Raw genomic sequence first — 17,644 nt, forward strand, 5'->3', positions numbered from 1 at the left:
TATTCCGCTGCTTGGCTTTAAGGGGGATATTGCCGATGCTGGGGACACGCAGGGAAATTTTGCTTGGTGGTTTGGCGTTACTTGGCGCTGCTGCAGTTCGGAAACCGGCATTCGCCGCGGCGTCGTCCTATTTTGACGGCACCCTCGTCGACAATGGCGTGACGTTCCGAAGGACCAACTTCGCCAAGATCGACAGGAAGTGGCACCGCCAGGTCGTCAAATATTTCAGCAGCGAGCCGATCGGCACCGTTGTTGTCGATACAAGACACCATTTTCTCTACGTAATCATGGAGAACAAGACCGCCATTCGCTACGGCGTCGGCGTCGGCCGCGAGGGGTTCAAATGGTTCGGCCGCGCCACGATCGACGCCAAATCGCTGTGGCCGCGCTGGACGCCGCCGCCGGAGATGCGCAAGCGCCACCCCGAACTGCCTGAATTCGTGGCGGGAGGCTCTCCGAAGAACCCGCTCGGCCCCCGCGCCATGTATCTGCATCGCGACGGCGTCGACACCGGCTACCGCTTCCACGGCACGCTGGAGCCATGGAGCATCGGCAAGGATGCCTCCAGCGGCTGCATCCGCATGTTCAACGAAGACGCCATCGACCTCTACCAGCGTTGCCCGATCGGCACCGCCGTACAGGTTCTGCCGCATATCGCCGACCAGGCCGAAAGCGCCACGCAGGTCAGCCAAACAACCCCGGTCGAATAAGGAATATCCCCTGATGTCTGCTACGACCGGATACACGAGCCGCCTTCTCGCCGCGGCCATGCTCCTGGCGCTCGCCGCCTGCTCCACCACCGAGATCGCCTCCCTGGAAGAACCGACTGCGGCGCCGATGACCGGCCAGACCAATGATCCGGCGCCGGGGTTCGAAAACGTCGCGGCCGGCAGCGAAGAGGATTTTATCCTCAATGTCGGCCGGCGGATCTACTTCAAGCAGGACTCCGCCACCCTCGATTCCGTCGCCATGGCAACGCTGGATAACCAGGCCGCCTGGCTCAACAGAAACCCGACCTGGCTGCTCAAGCTGCAGGGATTTGCCGACGATTCCGGTTCGGCCTCCCAGATGGAAACGCTGTCGCAGAAGCGCGCCGACGCGGCGATGGCCTACCTCGCCTCGAAGGGCGTCGACCCGAAGCGCATGTGGGCCAAGGGCTATGGCAACGATCGAGAAGTTCGCGACTGCACGGACCGCTCCTGCAAGGTGCAGAACCGGCGTGTCGTCACCAACCTGCGTGCCCAGCCGGACGCGGCTTGATCGCAGATTGGACCACTCGGCGCTCGCGTAGACGCGCCAACCGTATCCCGGGCCACCTATTCTAAGAGGGCGGCAACTCGTAGCTGGATGGTGACGGCAGATCGCGCACGAACCTGATATCCGCAGCATTCGCCGCCACGACCAGCTGGTAATTGCCGGCTTCGGCGCGGAAAGCGCCGGCTTCGACGTCGAAATAAGCCAGATCGCGCGGCAGGATCTTCATTGTCGCCGTGCCGGTCTCGCCGGGCTGCAGCGATAGCTTTGCGAAGGCGCGCAGTTCCTTGTCCGGCCGCTCCACTTTGGTCTTCGGCGAACGCACATAGAGCTGCACCAGTTCTGAGCCGGCCCGGTCGCCGATATTGGTCAGGTCGACGCTGACGGTGACGCCATCGGAACCCATTTCGCCGGCCGACAGCCGCGGCTCGCTCCAGCGGAAACGGGTATAGCCGAGGCCGAAGCCGAAGGGGAAGAGCGGCTCGACGGCGTGTGTATCGTGATGACGATAGCCGACGAAGACGCCTTCGGCGTAGCGCACATGCCCATCCCGGCCGGGATAGACGGCGGGATCGCCTGTCATGGCCGAATTGTCGGCAAGCGTCTTCGGGAAGGTCTGCGGCAGGCGTCCGCCGGGCTCGACATCGCCGAACAGCACGTCGGCGACGGCATTGCCGAGTTCCTGCCCCGGATACCAGATCTGCAGCACGGCGCGAACCTTGCCGAGCCAGGGCATTTCCACTGGACCGCCGGTCTGCAGCACGACCACCGTGTTGGCGTTGGCGGCGGCAACCCGCTCGATCAGTTCCTCCTGTCGGCCGGGCAGCCGCATGTCGGGCAGGTCCAACCCTTCCGTATCCCATTCGCCGTCGCGGCCGACAAAGAGCAGCGCCACATCGGCATTCCGCGCCGTCTCGACGGCCGCCTCGATATCGGCCTCGCCGAGCGGCTTTTCCACACCGAAGCGCACGGCGATGAGGTTAATGCCCTCCTCGGTCGCGGTGGACGGCTCATATTCGACGATGATTTTGTATGACCGGCCGGCCTCGAGCGGCACTGCCCCGCGCTGTTCGTCATTGGCCGTGCCGAAATAGTTCTCGCCGCGCGTCCAGCCGTCGCGGCCGTCAACCATCAGTGCGCCATCGACGAAGAGCCGCGCCAGGCCGGCATTGGTCATGCCGAAGACATGCTCGCCGCTCTCCTCCGGCACGAATTGCATCGTCATCCGGGCCGAAAAATCGGCAGGGTCGAGATCGCCCGACGGCAGCTCGAACCAGAAGAATTCGCCCTTGTCGACCGTTTCGACATGCAGCGGCTCGCCCTTGCAGCCGCGGCCCTTGAAATATTCGACCGAGATCTTGCCCTTGAACACGTCGATCAGGCGGTTGTGGCGGCAGCCGACCGCGTGGCTGATGCTGTTGGCGTTGGAGAGGGCGGCGCGGATGCCGTCGAGCGGGCTTACCGCATAATGCGCGGCGATCTGCGCGCTGCCGCCGCCCATCACGCGCGCGCTTGCGGCATTGGGGCCGATGACGGCGATGCGATCGAGGGAGGTTTTGGCAAGCGGCAGGATGCCGTCATTCCTGAGGAGCACGGCGCCTTCCGCGCCGAGACGCCGGATCAGCGCCCGGTCTTCCGGCAGGTCGACCGCCCGCTCGCTCAGATCGGGTTTCTTCTCGAACGCGCCGACCCGCTCGAGCAGAAGCAGCATGCGCCGCGCCGCAGCGCGTACTGTTTCGGCCTCGACCTTGCCCTCGCGCACGGCCGCGACCAGTTTGTCGCCGCGATCGCGCGCCGGACCCGGCATTTCGAGATCGAGGCCGGCATTGATCGTCTCTTCAGTCGAATGCGAACCGAACCAGTCGGACATGACGATGCCGTCGAACCCCCACTCCTCGCGGAGCAGCTTGGTCAGCAGCCAGTGATGCTCGCTCGTATAGGTGCCGTTCAGGCGGTTATAGGAGGACATGACCGCCATCACGCCGGCGCGACGCACAGCCTGTTCGAAGGGCGGCAGGTAGATTTCGCGCAGTGTCCGCTCGTCGATATCGGAAGACATGGTCTGCCGCTCGATCTCGGACTCATTGCCGGCGAAATGCTTGATCGTCGCTGCGATCCCCTCGCCCTGCACGCCCTCGATATAGGCAACGGCCAGCTCGGCGGTCAGCATCGGGTCTTCGGAGTAACATTCGAAATTGCGTCCATTGAGGCCGGAGCGATGGATGTTCACCGTGGGCGCCAGCAGCACTGCGGCACCCTTGCTCTTTGCCTGGCGCGCAAGGGCTGCGCCCATCTGATGGATAAGTTCGGGATTCCAGCTGGCGCCGAGCGCGATGGCGACGGGAAAGCAGGTCGCCTTGACGCCGGCAACCAGCGAGCCGGCGCCGCGCGCGCCGTTCGGTCCATCCGTCACCTTGATCTTCGGCACGCCGAGGCGTTCGACCGGAACCGTCGTCCAGAAATCGGCGCCGGACAGAAGGGAGACCTGCTCTTCGAGCGTCATCTGGTCGAGAATGGAATCGATCATGCAAACCTCCCTGCTACGACTCCGGATCCAAGACGCGATCCGGGCGCTTTGATCATTAAACCTACCGATTACTCGGTATTTTTAAGATGTCAACTGCCACTGTCTGATGTATGGGTAGAGAGCTTGCAGGGCTGCAGGCTTGCCGATTGGCGCGTCGCCGTTAAAAGGAGGCAAACGGAAAGAGACGATGGCAGAACAAGGGACCGGCCCGAGGGAAAAGCAGCGGCGCAAATCCAGCAAGGGGGAGGCGCGCCGAGCGGAAATCCTTGCGGCGGCGATGCGCCGCTTCGCCGAAGACGGCTATCAGAATGCCGCCATTGGGGATATCGCCCAAGATGTCGGCCTGTCGCTGCCCGGCCTGTTGCACCATTTCCCGACCAAGGTCGATCTCCTGCTCGCCATTCTGGACAAGCGCGATTTGGAAAGCGCAGATTTCATCGACCACTATCGTTTGGACCTTCGGGGCCTACTTAAAGGCATGGTCGCCGTCTTCCGTCGCAACGCCGAAATGGTCGAGGTCACCAGGGCTTTCGCCATCCTCAATGCCGAAAGCCTGATGAAGGACCACCCCGCCAAGGCCTGGTTTCTCGATCGCGCCACGCAGATGCAGAAGCATATCGCCGCGACCTTCGAACGCGCCGCCGCCGATGGCTCGTTCGCCAGGAACATCGATAGCAAGGCGATGGCGGCCGAACTGATCGCCGTAATGGACGGCCTGCAGATGCTCTGGCTGCGCGACCCCGATCGCTTCGATATGGTCGGCGGGCTCGAAGCCTATGTCAGCCGCCTGCAGACGAGCCTCGGTCTGGATGGCTGAACGAGGATGGGGTGCAGATCGGAGAGCCTGGCATTTGTCGCCTGCCGGCGGTTGCCTGCTCCCCTCATGCGTCCCCTGGCGGTTACTCATTCCTTGCCGGCGGCGACTTCAAGCAACGGACATCCTACCCGACATTGCGCGGTGGCGGCTGAGGGACTTGGTAAGGCGGCGACATGCCTTTGGAGCGTTCTCGAATATAGCGGGCACAGAGATCCTTCAGACCGCGGTATGATCCAATTCCCAGAAAGCTGCTCAGCCGTATAACTGTCGTTTGCGAGACGCCGCATTTTTTTGCGACTGAAGCAGCACTTTCGAAGGCCACCATCTCCGGATGCTCAAGCATCCGCCTTGCAACCTGTTCCACCTGGTTAGGGAAAAAGATCCTTCCTTCGGCAATGGACTGCTTTAGTTCCTGAAAGGTTTGAGGACGTTGATCTTTCATAGGACGCGTGGCTGACATTTGGCGCCTCCGTGGCAGATGCATTTCGCGCAGGACAAGTCGATTATGCATTCGTGGAGTCGGGCGATGCAGGCGAGCCACGAGGAGCGAACTGCACCGCCTTGACGTCAATCGACGGCAACTGGCCTGCCTGTCTGCCAGCTCACTGTGGCGGCCTCCGCTAGTTTTTGAGCCTGAAGCCCATCCAATCCACCTGGCCTCGGCGATGGGTTGCCGCTGTCGATCGCTTCGATGAAGGCATTGATCTCGTTGGCATAAGCCTGCGCGTAGCGTTCGAGAAAGAAATGTTGAACGGGATCGCCGCTGATGCCGTTCGCATTGGAAAGCTCGACGCTCGTCGCGGCGATATTCTTCGCTGCAAGCATACCGGCAGCACCATGGACTTCGATGCGCTGGTCGTATCCATAAGTCGCCCGGCGCGAATTGGTGATGACAGCAATGCGGCCCGAAGCCGTCTGCATCTGGACGGCGGCGGTATCCACATCGCCCTCGGCCCCGATCGCCTTGTCGACGAGCGAGGATCCGAGTGCGTTCACGACCACGAATTCCTCGCCCATGAGGAAGCGGGCCATATCGAAGTCGTGGATCATCATGTCGCGGAACAGGCCACCGGAGGATTTGACGTAGTCGGCAGGCGGCGGCGCCGGATCCCGGCTGGTGATCGTCACGATCTCGATCGCGCCGATATCACCGCGGCGCAGGCGGGCCTCCAAACTTGCGAAGTTCGGGTCAAACCGGCGATTGAAGCCGATCATCAAGGTCGACCTGTTTTTCTCGACAATCTCGAGGCAGGCATTGATGCGGTCGACCGACAGGGATACCGGCTTTTCGCAGAGGATGGCCTTGCCGGCGCGCGCCGCCGCCTCGATGAGATCGGCGTGGCTCGGGGTCGGCGTCGCGATGAGGATCGCATCGACGTTCGAGGAGTTGATGACATCCTCCGCCTCGGCAACCTCGGCGCCCGTCCGTGCGGCAAGCTCTTCTGCTGATGCCTTGAAGGCATCCGCGACATAGGCAAGCTTCGCATTGGGGTTCGCCGCGATCGTTGTTGCATGCACTTTGCCGATCCGGCCGGCGCCGATCACTCCAAATCTGATCATTGATGTCCCTCCATGATATGTAAATCTTGACTATCGAAACATTCAAACGGTGAAGGCGTCGCGGAAGCGGGCAAGCGCCGTCTCGTCGTCTCCGGACGCCCATGCCTCCATGCCGATCGTGCCGCGATAGCCCATGTCCTTGAGCGCGCGGGCAATTGCCTTGTAGTTGATCTCGCCGGTGCCCGGTTCCATGCGACCGGGCACATCCGCCACCTGGATCTCGCCGATATAGGGCAGCGCGCGCCGGCATAGCTCGATCAGGTTTCCTTCGCCGATCTGGGCATGATAGAGGTCCAGATTGAGCTTCAACGCCGGCCGGTTAACGGACGAGACGAGCGCGAGCGTATCCTCGGCCTTGGCAAACGGCGTCCCGGGGTGATCGACTGCCTGATTGAGGTTTTCGAGCACGAAGGTCACACCCTCCTGCTCCCCGAGGTCGGCGATGCGGTTCAGCGTATCGCGCGCCCTGAGCCACATGGAACCAGTCACTTCGTCAGCCTTGACGACCGGCAGTCCATTGCCGTCGAGACCCGTACCGTGCAGGTTGAGACGTGGGCAGTTCAGCTCCCGGGCAATCGGGATCGATTGCTTCGCGGTTCGCAGCAATTCTTCTGCGCCATCGTCGTCGGCGAGCGTGCCGGTCACATAGCCAGTCATCGACGAGAAGACCGCCCCGGATCTCGCAAGGGCTGCGATGTCATGCTTCGTCCAGTCCCAGATCTCGGCCTGGAAGCCGAGTTCGGTGATCCGCTTCAGCCTGTCGACAACAGGAAGCGACTTGAAAACCATCTCGGCGCAGACCGCGAGCGTGAAGGGGGATGAGATATTCGACGAACCGTCGTTCATGACCGTTTCCATGTTTGATGACTGAGAAAGCGGGCAGCCTTTGAAAGCCAATGGTCGCCGCCTCCGGGTAAAGCCAAGGCGCTAGATGGTACCGCCGAGCTCTTCGGACAGTTGCTGCAGTTCCTTGCCGCCGGCCATGAGGTTCTGAAGCTCGTCCATCGCGATATCCGCCTTGGCAAAAGTGCCGAGCGTCTGGCCGCGATTGAGGATAGTGAAGCGGTCCGCCACGGCATAGGCATGCCGAACGTTATGGGTGATGAAAATCACGCCCAGTCCGTTCTGTCGGACCTGGTGGATGTATTTCAGCACCATCGAGGTTTGTGCCACGCCGAGCGCCGATGTGGGCTCGTCGAGAATAAGGATCTTTGCGCCGAAATAGACCGCGCGCGCAATCGCAACGCATTGGCGTTCGCCACCGGACAAGGTGCCCACCGCCTGATTGGGATCGCGGATATCGATGCCGATTTTGCTCATCTCTTCACGGGTGACATCGTTGCAGTGCGCGAGGTCGAAGTGACGGAATGGGAAGATGCCTTTGCGCGGCTCCCGCCCCATGAAGAAATTACGGGTGATCGACATCAGCGGAATCATGGCGAGATCCTGATAGACCGTCGCAATCCCTGCATCGAGGGCGTCGCGCGGGCTGCGGAAATTGACCGGCCTGCCTTCGACCAGAAACGCACCTCCGCTTGGTCGGACGACACCGGACAGCGTCTTGATCAAGGTGGATTTGCCCGCGCCATTGTCTCCGAGGAGACAAAGCACCTCTCCGGCCGACACTTGCATCGACACGCCGTTGAGAGCGATCACGGAGCCGTAGTGCTTGACGATATCGGTTACTTCGATGATCGGTGTTCGGTTGTTGACGTCTGGCATGATCAGCGCTCCCCGGTAACCTTGCGGCGGATGAAATTGTTGAAGAGAACAGCCAGCAGCAGCATCGAGCCGAGGAAGACCTGAAACCAATCGGAGTCGAACCTGGTATAAGTCAGGCCGATGGAAACCGAGCCGAAGATGACGGCTCCGAAGAAGGCGCCGATCGCCGAACCATAACCGCCTGTGAGCAGGCACCCGCCAATGACGGCGGCGATGATCGCCTCGAACTCTTTCTGAAAACCGCGCCGGGCGTCGGTTGAGCCGGCGTCAAGCACGGTGATGATGGCGACCAGCGCGGCAGCACACGCCGTCAACGCGAACAGGCCGGTTTTCACCCTATGGACCGGGACACCTGAGTTTCTTGCTGCATTCGGATCGCCGCCGGCTGCGAAGATCCAGTTGCCCATGCGGGTGCGCAGCAGGATCCATGTTGCAGCCAGGGCAAGCACGACGAACCACAGGACCGACACGGGGATGCCCGTGACCTTCGGCAGGCCGTTCGGGAACTTGTCTATCAGGTCGTGATCTGCGAGCCAGACGAATACGCCCCTCAGCGCATCGCCGGAAAAGAGCCCGAGCAGCGGACTGTCCTTCACATGGTCGCCGATGCCGCGAAGCTGCGTGGAGCCGCCGGTGGCCCATTTCAGACCAACGAGGGTCAAGCCGCGCAGTATGAAGAGAAATGCCAGGGTCACGATGAACGACGGCAGCCTGGTGTGAATGACGATCTGCCCATTGATCGCGCCCATGAACGCCGCAAACAGCATTGTCATGACGATGGCAACCGAAAGCGGTTGACCAAAATTGGTCAGGATGACGCCGAAGATCAGTCCTGCAAAAGCCACCATCGAGCCGATCGAGAGATCAAACTCTCCGCCGATCATGAGCAGTGCCGCCGCAATGGCGAGGATTCCCAATTGCGATGCCGGCGCCATGATGGTCATCAGGCCCGAAAGAGAAAACATCGTCGAATCTGCAGTGAGAAAGAAAAAGACGATGACGAGAACAAGGCCCGCCACGGCGCCCAATTCGGGCCGCCGCATCATATGTGTTAAAAAACTCACTTGTTTGACGCGCTCATCGACCGTCGGCGCGGCCGCCGTGTTCTGCTCAAGCGAAGCCATAACTCCTCCCGTGGAATCTTTATTTTGAGGTAGCGGCGGCGCTGCTCGGCAGCGCTCTGTCAACGAACCCCCTCCCCTTGAGGGGGAGGAGATTCTGAGAGAATGCCTTCCGTCAGTTCTGGTCAGCGAATGCCCTTGGCGGAAAGATCGACGACCTGGGCGGCCTTTTCCTTGGTGATAAGATTGGGGCCGGATGGCACATTACCTCCAGGGATCAGCCCGTATTTGGCGGAGTTGGCCAGAAACACGACAGGCAGATAGCCCTGCAGGAACTGCTGCTGATCGATCGCGAACGCTGCCTTGCCGTCGGCCACTGCCTTCAGGAAATCTGCCGAAAGGTCGAAGGTCGCAACGTTGACCTTGCCGGTCATTCCGACATCCTCGACAGCCGCCAGAGACGGCTCGCCGGCGGTGCCGGCGCCGAGCGCCATGACGGTATCGACAGCGGCATTGGAACTCAGCGCCGCTTTGACCTTTGCCCGGACGTCGGCCGGATCGTTGCTGACGGGCAGAACCGTAACCTTGCCGCCAAAACCGTCTGCGAAGCCCTTGCAGCGCAGATCGAGCGCGACATTGCCGACCTCCTGATTGACGCACAAGCCTTCCTTGCCGCCCAGCTCATGCAGCTTCGCACCGGCAGCCTTGCCCGCGGTGTATTCGTCCTGGCCGACATGCAGAAGCGCTCCCAACTCCTTCGAAACATCCGATCCCGAGTTGATCGAGATAACCGGAATGCCGGCGGCCACGGCCTTCTTGATGGACGGGCCGAGCGCCGAGGCGTCCGGAATCGAGACGATAAGACCGTCAGGCTTCTGATTGATAGCCGCATCGATGAGCTGCCCCATCGAGACCATGTCGAATGTTTCCGGTGCCCGATAGTCGACGCTGACGCCGACATCCTTCGCAGCCGCGTTGACGCCGTTCTTAACCACGGACCAGAACGGGTCATTGGCCTGGCCATGAGTGACGGCAACGATGCGAATGTCCGCAGCGCTGACAACTGCCGAAGAGCACATGAGCGCAACAGCGACGGCCGCGCCGGCGAGAAGCGATTTCAAACCTAACTTCATTTTACCCTCCCAAAAACAGTCCGCCTTACGCGGACCTCGCCGCTTGCTACCGGTTGCATCTCATTTGCTACCGGTAGCAAGCGTAGCCAAATTACTTTATTGTCTGTAAAAATCAAGCATCCATTCCATTTTTATTTTTTTATGGAATATTCATTCCAACTGAGAGGAGACCCGCATGCGCAAAAGGGCAACGGCGAAGGAGGTAGCGGAAGCCGCCGGCGTATCGAAATGGACGGTGATCCGTGCGTTTACACCAGGCGCATCCATTACCGACGCCAGTCGGCATAAAGTGCTTCAGGCCGCCGAGGCGCTGAACTATTCGCCGAACTTGCTTGCCCGCAGCCTTGCGACAAACATCACGCATCAAGTCGCGGTCTTCGTCGACGACTTTGCCAATCCGCACAAGCTTCCGGTTCTAGAGATGCTCACGGAGCGTCTGCAGGCGGAGGGTCTGTTGACGGTATTGATCAACATCAATCGGCATTTCGATCATGTACACGCCTTGATCAATGCCGACCAACGGCAATTCGACGCCGTGATTCTCTTCGGTACGGCGTTTCGCGAGGAAACTCTGGGCGATCGACGCCTCGGCCCAGGTTTTCCGCCGATGTTCGTTCTGGCAAGAGACAGCCAGATCCCCGGCGTCCCTGCAATCGCCTGCGATGCTGAACTCGCTCTCAGGCAAATGGTCGATTACCTGTTCGACAAGGGATATCGCCGTCCGGGTTTCATGACGGGAGCAAGAACCCTGTCGACCGCACTCGGCAGGCGCCACCACTACGGAAACTTCTGGAGGCAGAAGGGCGTGGAGAGCATCGTAGAACTGAATGCGGACCGGTACAGTGCTGAGGCGGGCGCCGAGGCGGCGCGAGCCTATCTGAGCGCGACCCCCTCTTCTTCGCGCGTGGATGTATTGATGTGTGAAAACGATATTCTGGCTTTAGGAGCCATGGACACCGCCCGCAGTGAATTTGGCTGCCGCGTTCCGCAAGAGCTTGCGGTGGTCGGCTTCGACAATATCGCGCTTGGCGCGACGCCCGCCTATGGGCTGACGACTTACGAGCAGCCCACTTATGACATGATCAACACGATCGTAGAGATGATTATCGGAGCCCGCGCCGTCGAAGCAGTCACCTTGCCAGGGCATCTCGTTCCCAGACTATCGGCTTGATTGCAGGTTTTGAAGCGAAGCGCGCCAGATGCTCACTTATCGCATCGAGGCGCGTGAAGCTCGATATTTGTCGCACCGGGAAGCCTATTTTGGTGTCCATTCGCGGGCCACGGCTTGGAGGGTTGACTGGAGCAATTTTCCAAGCGTGCCAGCCAATCCATAATGCTGCTGACCGCTTCGTGATACCTTTGCCCAACCAGCAGACCCGTGTGAGTCGTACCGGAAAGACCCAAGTATTCGCCACCGATGTGCCGCGCCGCCGCCCGGCCGCGGTGGTCATCGTCTTCATCGCCGACGGCTGAGATGACCAGGCTGGGACAGGTGATGCGGCCGCCGTCGACGGAAATTCCCTGGGCTCCAAAATGAAAGGAGAAGGCGGCGAAAGCCTTGCCTGACTCCATGGACAGGTATTTCCGCTGGAACGCGATATCCTCGGAGGTCTCATCGGCGCTGAACTGCTCGCCTCGCGCCGGTGCGGGCACGACGAGGCCGGGCGCCCGCGGGGCAAGGTCCTGATAGGGCACCGCGTCATGCACTTGCCTGCAGATGCTGGAATCGATCAGCACCAGCCCGGCGATCTCCACGCTTTCCGCCAGTTTCTGGCTGAGGATTCCGCCCATGCTGAAGCCGATCACGACAGGCGGGCTTCCCGTTTCATCGACGATTTCGGCGATCCCCTCTCGAATGTCTTCGAGATAATGCGCGAACTCGACCTGCGTGAAATCGACCGATCTGCTTTTGTAGTGGCCGCGCAAATTGATGCAGTAAGAATCCCATCCTGCGGCCATGAAATGTGGAATGTACTTGCTCCACATCCAGCTTCCGGTGAAGGCCCCATGGACGAACAGCAGACGCGGCCGGCCGGGCTGTTGCGAGCCATGGTTCCCATGAAATATCTCAAGGAAAAGGTCATTCTCGCCGATGAATTTTTCCCTGTGCTCGGGCAATTCCTTAGCATAGTCCCGCATGGCATTCGCTCCTTCAAGTTGGGCCGGGTATCCGAGACAAAGGATATTTGTTACGCAATGTTGATCAACATGGTCTTTGGATTTACATAAAGGAAAAAATGTCCTCAATCGGATGTGCCCGTGGATAGTCTCGCAAGTGTCGTCGCCTTCGTTCATGCCGCCGAACAGCAAAGCTATGTGGCCGCCGCGCGTCTCGCCGGCATTTCGCCTTCGGCCATCGGCAAGGCGGTCGCGCGCCTGGAAAGCCGCCTCGGCGTGCGGCTCTTCAACCGCACGACGCGCAGCATCAGCCTGACCGAGGAAGGGACTGTCCTCTACGAGCGCTACAAACGCGTCCTCGACGACATGCAGGACGCGGAGGCAGCCGTATCAAAGGGCCGGGACCGCCCGAGGGGGCGCCTGCGCATCAGCGTTCCGCATATCGTCGGCCACCACCTTCTGTTGCCGATCCTGCCAAGCTTCACCGCGCAGTTCCCAGAGATCGAACTGGACATCGATTTCGAAGACAGGGTCATCGATCTCATTACGGAAGGGCTCGATGTGGTCGTGCGCAGCGGCGAGCTTGCCGATGCGCGGCTGATCGCCCGTTGTCTCGGCGAGCAGCATTTCGTCGTCTGCGCGAGCCCCGCCTATCTCGAACTTCACGGACAGCCGGAGACGCCTGACGATCTCTCGGGGCACGCCTGCATTCACTTCAAATACCCATCCAGCGGCCGCACCGCGCCCTGGGCGTTCCGCCCGCCGCACGAGCGCCTGCTTTTGCCGAAAAACTTGACGTTCAACAATACGGATGCCGGGTTGCGGGCGGCAAAAGATGGTCTCGGGCTCGCGCATCTGCCCGTCTATGTCGCCGAGCCGCACATAAGGGCCGGCACCCTGATCCCCGCCCTCACCACCTTCATGGCGCCCTTCGGCTCGCTCTCGCTCGTCTGGCCGTCGAACCGCCAGCTTTCACCCAAAATCCGCGCCTTCGTGGATTTCGTGGTCGAGAATTTCGCCGCTCGACCCGAGGCTTTCGACCGGCGGCAAACTGATCACGATTTCATCAGCACATTGAGGTCGCTTTCAAGAGCCGACCGTACGCGCTTCCGTCAGAACTCCTCGCAGGAGGCCGCGGCAGCAGTCGCCGTTCAGCACTACCGCCAAAGGCGCCAGCGAGTTTCTGGCCGAGCGCGCGCGCTGGCGAGGCGACCGTCTCCTTTGCGGGGTGAAGGCCTGGTGCGCGATCTGCGTGGCGTCCAGGTTGAAACGGGCGATCAGCCGGGAAAGATTGGTCGTCTCTTCCGCCAGCCGGTTGGCCGCGGCCGTGGTTTCCTCGACCATGGCCCCGTTCCCCTGCGTGACCTGATCCATCTGGTTGACCGCGGTCGAGACTTCGAAAAGGCCGGTCGACTGTTCTCTTGCCGCCGTTGCGATCGAGCGGACATGCTCGTCGATCCTGGGTCTGGCCCAGCCTCGCCCGTCGCCGTCACCAGTTCCCCTAGCCGATAGGACGGGCAGGCTCGCGTGAGGGGAACGCCCCCCAGCATTTGCTGCGAGTCATCTCAAGAACAGTCTCAGGCCCGTTGCAGCTTCCAGGTCCTGATCTCGAACGGCATGATGTCGGCGGGGCCTTTCCGCGCCATCGGCTCTTCGAGAATGTTGAGCGGCTGCGATACCGACCATTCGGATGGCAGGGCAAGGGAGAGGCGGCCGCGCCGGCCGGCGGGTTCGTAGAGGCGGAGGATCAGGCCATCGCCCTCTTCCGCCGGCTTAAGGCTCGAAAAGGCAACCGGCACACCACTGATCGCCAGCGGCGTGAAAGTGCCGGCCGAGAGGCCTTGAGCTCCAAGCGCGACGAGTGGCTGGTTGAGATCGATCGCCTCGTCGAGCACGCCGCCTTCATGCCAGGCGCCGTCATGCGGCATCAACGCATAGGTGAAGCTCTGCTCGCCTTCGTCGGCCAGCGGATCGGGATAGACCGGTCCGCGCACCAGGCTCATGCCGATGACATTGCCGCGGGCGCTGTGGCCGTATTTGGCATTGTTGAGCAGCGCAACGCCAAATCCCGGCTCGCTGATATCGACGAAGCGATGGGCGACAGCCTCGAACATCGCCTGCTCCCAGGAAGTGTTGGTGTGCGTCGCCCGCTCGACGATGCCGAAGGCACATTCGAACGCGGCTTTGCGGGCCTTGACGTCAACCGGATTGAGGGTGCGCAGCAGTGTGCGGCGGTCGTGCCAGTCGATCGTCGTTTCAATGTCGAGCCGCTTGGCATTGGCGCTGAGCACGTAGGTCTGCGTGACGCTCGAATTCCGGTAGCGGTGAACGACGCGAATCGCCGCGCGGTGCGGGCCGCTTTCGACGAGCGAGATGCTTTCCGGCGCTTCGAGACGGACGGCCTTTTCAGCATAATCGGCATCGATATCCCAGGCGTCCCAATTGCGCGGCTTGTCGGCCGGATAGACCCAGAGCTGGTTTGCCGAGCCGTCGACCGCTTCGCGGCCACTCGCCTTATGAACGAGGCTCGCAACCGCTCCGTCCCTACCGATGACGACGGCGAGATGATCGTTTTCGAGGCGATCGGATGTTGCCTTCAGCCCCCCCGGCGACCGCAGCGCCTGCCTGTCAAAGACGGCGACGGACAGGGGAGCGACGATATCCGCGGCCGAGACGACGGTTCCGTCGGCGAGCTTGGCGCTGAGGGGCCGCGGCGCAAGCGACGGATTGACGACGACAAGCGCATCGCCGACGCCGCCTTTCGGCAGATGCGCCGAGAGCGCCTGCAAGGCCTTTGCCTGCTCGGCGCCGGCATTGTCGATCACGCCGCTAAGCTCCTGCTCGGCATCCTGATAGACCTCGCGGATGCTCGAGCCCGGCAGGATATCGTGGAACTCGTTCTTCAGCACCACGCGCCAATCGGCTTCCAGGCTTCTGGGCTTGTCCGCGCCCAGCATATGGGCAAGCGAAGCAATGGTTTCGGCGGTGATCAGCGCACGCGCGGCCTGGCGGTGCTTGCGCTTGACGCCGCTTTGCGTCGTCAGCGTCGCGCGGTGCAGTTCGAGATAGATCTCGCCGTCCCAGACGGGCAGGCTCTTTTCAGATGCGGTGCGGTGCGCCTCTTCATAGAAGCCCTTGACCGTGCCCCAGCGCGCCTGCGGAATGGCGGGAAAATCGCGTAGCTGCACTTCGCGCTCCACCATTTCGGGCGTCACGCCGCCGCCGCCGTCGCCATAGCCGACGGCGAGAAGGGAGGCATGATGGTGCACCTTGCCGCGGAAATTCTTCCAGGTCGGCACGTAGCAATCGGCCTGCACGAAGCCGTTATAGCCCTGCATCGGATTGTCGAAGGTGTGGGTCAGCACCTGGCTGCCGTCGAGGCCTTTCCACCAGAAAAGATCGGAGGGAATATGGTTGGTCTCGCTCCAATTGACCTTGATGGTGAAGAAGCTGTCCATGCCGCCCTGCCTCAGGATCTGCGGCAGCGCGCCTGAGAAACCGAAGCAATCCGGCAGCCAGCACACCGTGTGACGGAAGCCGAAAGTCTTTTCGAAATAGCGCTGGCCGTAGAGCACCTGGCGGACGAGGCTCTCCCCGGTCGGCATGTTGGTATCGGGCTCTACCCACATGCCACCGACGGTTTCCCACTTTCCATCCGCGACCTTCGCCTTGATGCGTTCGAGAAGTTCCGGATCCTCTTCTTCCATCTGCGCGTAATAATGCGCGGTCGACTGGTTGAAGCGGAAATCGTCGGAACGCTCCATCAGCGACAGCGCCGTGTTGAACGTGCGCCGCATCTTCCGCCGCGTCTCGCGATAGGGCCAGAGCCAGGCGAGATCGATATGTGCATGGCCGGTCAGCAGCAGCTCGCCATTCGGCGGAAAGCGTTTCTGCAATTCCTTCAGCCGCGCCGTCAGCACTTCGAAGGCGGACGATGCCGAAGCACTCTGCTCGTCGGAGAGCCCTGCTGGATTCTCCTCGAGTTCCGGCAGCTCCCAGATCTTCTGCTGCATGACGGCATCGGCGGTGCGGGAGACGTAGGCCGCCGTATCGGACGGCCAGTCGAGGCTGCGCAAGGCGTTCTCGGCGGCATCGGCCAGATGCGGCACGACTTCATGATCACCAAGCACCTCGATCGCCTCGGAAACCTGCTTCAGCAAAAGATGCAGGCGACGAGCCGGACCGTCGAGCCAGATGAACCGGGCCTTGTTCAGTCTCGGCGCCCGGTTCGGTTCGCCGAAGGGAAAACGCGCGACGCTTTCCGTCGCGATCGAAAAGCGGCGGCCCTTGACCGGAAACTCTTGATGATAGGGATCGAGCCCGAATGTCTCGCTCTGGCCATCCGGATAGCTCAGCGTGATCAGGCTCTCGCCGCCGAGATCGAGCTGCAGGCGGATATCCACGAGCGGCCAGCCCGCCGGCGCCTCGGCGCTGGCAGCAAAATGCACCACGCCCTGGCGATGCGGCCAATCCTGCTGATGGCTTATCGGCTCGCCCTCGAAGGTCCAGCCGTCGATCGGGCTACTCTGCCGATCCCGCCAGTGCGCCAGCTCGGCAATGCGGACTTTGAGGCGATCGAGGCGTTGGGCAATTGTCAGAGGCATGGTTTATCCCTGTTGAAAATCGGCGGCGAGCGATTCGGAGTCATGGCTTTGGGAGATGAAGATGGCGCGAAGATCGCGATATGCCGGCCCTCCTCCCAGCGGTTCCTGGCGGCGCTTAGATTAAGTAACTTTGATTTGCCGTCAAGTCCGAAAGGGTTGTTGTGAACCCTCATTACCGCCGCGTCATCTCGACGATAGAGAAGGCTCCGATGGCCGCGTACCGGCGGTCTGCATGAGGCTCAAGACACAAGAGGTGGCTTGCTCTACCGAGATGGCAGAGGTGTCTAAAATCTCACATCCATGCGCTCGCGCCTCTAGTCTCAGATACTTTGCCCATTTCATCATCTCGGGATTAGCGAGTTCGGGCTGTCGTCGGTCGAAAGTCAGCCGAGCGGCTCTTGTAGCATCATCGCAGTCAATGAGGATCGGGATATAGTCGCCCCAGCCCGCGGCGACCGCGCCTTCAGCCAAGTATGAAAGCCGCGTTTGGCCCTCAAATACGAGCTGTCGTCCTGACGTGGCAATTTCGGCGATCCTCCTCATCCATTCGACCGTCTTGGCCAACTGCCAAGCTTCGCCCGATCCATATTCTCGCATCATGTCCTCAGCGCTCGGCACGCCTATCGAGTCAAAGAAGAGAACATCCGTATCGTCGGGAGAGCGCTCGGCAATTGCCCGAGCGATGGTCGTTTTGCCGGAACCAGAGGCTCCAATCAGTATTGCTGCGGGCATGGTGTCCTCCGCTCGAAAGCCGGCGCCGCACTTTCAACAAATAACGGAATCTTGATCGGGCGCAACAGTTTACCGATCGTCGCATCCGCCTATCTGCAGGGGAATCACATTGAAGA

At 61.2% G+C, this 17,644-nt stretch carries 14 protein-coding genes and 2 pseudogenes; 5 read left to right on the forward strand and 11 right to left on the reverse strand.

All coding sequences use genetic code 11. The annotated features are described in order from the left end of the window. Nucleotides 1-35 precede the first annotated feature (35 nt). Both GGI60_RS15450 and GGI60_RS15455 read left to right on the forward strand, forming a co-directional pair. Entirely contained in the window at nt 36-710 is a 675-nt protein-coding gene (locus tag GGI60_RS15450; RefSeq protein WP_183934518.1) for a L,D-transpeptidase, read from the forward strand. 13 nt (nt 711-723) lie between these two features. Next, a complete protein-coding gene (locus GGI60_RS15455) occupies nt 724-1,260 on the forward strand; it encodes an OmpA family protein (RefSeq protein WP_010031899.1) in 537 nt (178 codons plus the stop codon). A 61-nt stretch (nt 1,261-1,321) separates the two neighbouring features. On the opposite strand, the gene GGI60_RS15460 is transcribed toward GGI60_RS15455, so the two are convergent. Continuing rightward, nucleotides 1,322-3,781 carry a beta-glucosidase gene (locus tag GGI60_RS15460; RefSeq protein ID WP_183934519.1) on the reverse strand — a complete coding sequence of 820 codons (2,460 nt, stop codon included), beginning with the start codon at nt 3,779-3,781 and terminating at the stop codon, nt 1,322-1,324. A gap of 187 nt (nt 3,782-3,968) precedes the next feature. Between GGI60_RS15460 and GGI60_RS15465 the strand changes: the two genes are divergently transcribed. Continuing rightward, entirely contained in the window at nt 3,969-4,598 is a 630-nt protein-coding gene (locus tag GGI60_RS15465; RefSeq protein ID WP_183934520.1) for a TetR/AcrR family transcriptional regulator, read from the forward strand. 124 nt (nt 4,599-4,722) lie between these two features. Here the strand turns inward: GGI60_RS15465 and GGI60_RS15470 are convergent, their stop codons facing one another. The 6 genes from GGI60_RS15470 to GGI60_RS15495 all read right to left on the reverse strand — a co-directional run bounded on the left by GGI60_RS15470 (nt 4,723) and on the right by GGI60_RS15495 (nt 10,074). After that, nucleotides 4,723-5,058 carry a MurR/RpiR family transcriptional regulator gene (locus tag GGI60_RS15470; RefSeq protein ID WP_183934521.1) on the reverse strand — a complete coding sequence of 112 codons (336 nt, stop codon included), beginning with the start codon at nt 5,056-5,058 and terminating at the stop codon, nt 4,723-4,725. 107 nt (nt 5,059-5,165) lie between these two features. After that, the gene (iolG, locus tag GGI60_RS15475) at nt 5,166-6,158 is read right to left on the reverse strand and encodes an inositol 2-dehydrogenase (protein WP_097607290.1); all 993 of its coding nucleotides are present in this window, start codon (nt 6,156-6,158) and stop codon (nt 5,166-5,168) included. 42 nt (nt 6,159-6,200) lie between these two features. Further along, entirely contained in the window at nt 6,201-7,004 is an 804-nt protein-coding gene (locus GGI60_RS15480) for a TIM barrel protein (RefSeq protein WP_183934522.1), read from the reverse strand. 81 nt (nt 7,005-7,085) lie between these two features. Further along, nucleotides 7,086-7,880 carry an ATP-binding cassette domain-containing protein gene (locus GGI60_RS15485; protein WP_183934523.1) on the reverse strand — a complete coding sequence of 265 codons (795 nt, stop codon included), beginning with the start codon at nt 7,878-7,880 and terminating at the stop codon, nt 7,086-7,088. A gap of 2 nt (nt 7,881-7,882) precedes the next feature. After that, complete coding sequence (locus tag GGI60_RS15490; protein ID WP_183934524.1) at nt 7,883-9,004, reverse strand: ABC transporter permease; 1,122 nt, start codon at nt 9,002-9,004, stop codon at nt 7,883-7,885. Between the two features lie 122 nt (nt 9,005-9,126). Beyond that, nucleotides 9,127-10,074, reverse strand: coding sequence for a sugar ABC transporter substrate-binding protein (locus GGI60_RS15495; RefSeq protein ID WP_183934525.1), 948 nt, complete (start codon nt 10,072-10,074; stop codon nt 9,127-9,129). Nucleotides 10,075-10,249: 175 nt separating this feature from the next. Between GGI60_RS15495 and GGI60_RS15500 the strand changes: the two genes are divergently transcribed. Next, nucleotides 10,250-11,245, forward strand: a complete 996-nt coding sequence (locus GGI60_RS15500; RefSeq protein WP_183934526.1) for a substrate-binding domain-containing protein — start codon at nt 10,250-10,252, stop codon at nt 11,243-11,245. A 32-nt stretch (nt 11,246-11,277) separates the two neighbouring features. Here the strand turns inward: GGI60_RS15500 and GGI60_RS15505 are convergent, their stop codons facing one another. Then, nucleotides 11,278-12,213 (reverse strand): alpha/beta hydrolase family protein, encoded by a 936-nt coding sequence (locus tag GGI60_RS15505; RefSeq protein ID WP_246720422.1) that lies wholly within the window; start codon nt 12,211-12,213, stop codon nt 11,278-11,280. Nucleotides 12,214-12,333: 120 nt separating this feature from the next. Here GGI60_RS15505 and GGI60_RS15510 point away from each other — a divergent pair. Continuing rightward, nucleotides 12,334-13,230, forward strand: a pseudogene (locus GGI60_RS15510) (LysR family transcriptional regulator); the annotation flags it as partial. Between the two features lie 74 nt (nt 13,231-13,304). Here GGI60_RS15510 and GGI60_RS32055 read toward each other — a convergent pair. From GGI60_RS32055 to GGI60_RS15520, 3 genes and pseudogenes are all read right to left on the reverse strand, one after another. Then, nucleotides 13,305-13,689: pseudogene (locus GGI60_RS32055) on the reverse strand (methyl-accepting chemotaxis protein); the annotation flags it as partial. A gap of 80 nt (nt 13,690-13,769) precedes the next feature. Further along, nucleotides 13,770-16,796, reverse strand: a complete 3,027-nt coding sequence (locus tag GGI60_RS15515; protein WP_183934527.1) for a glycoside hydrolase family 38 C-terminal domain-containing protein — start codon at nt 16,794-16,796, stop codon at nt 13,770-13,772. 183 nt (nt 16,797-16,979) lie between these two features. Continuing rightward, a complete protein-coding gene (locus tag GGI60_RS15520) occupies nt 16,980-17,528 on the reverse strand; it encodes an AAA family ATPase (protein ID WP_183934528.1) in 549 nt (182 codons plus the stop codon). Nucleotides 17,529-17,644: the final 116 nt, after the last annotated feature.

Origin of the sequence: Rhizobium lentis (assembly GCF_014200175.1) — a bacterium.
Taxonomy (GTDB): domain Bacteria; phylum Pseudomonadota; class Alphaproteobacteria; order Rhizobiales; family Rhizobiaceae; genus Rhizobium; species Rhizobium mulingense.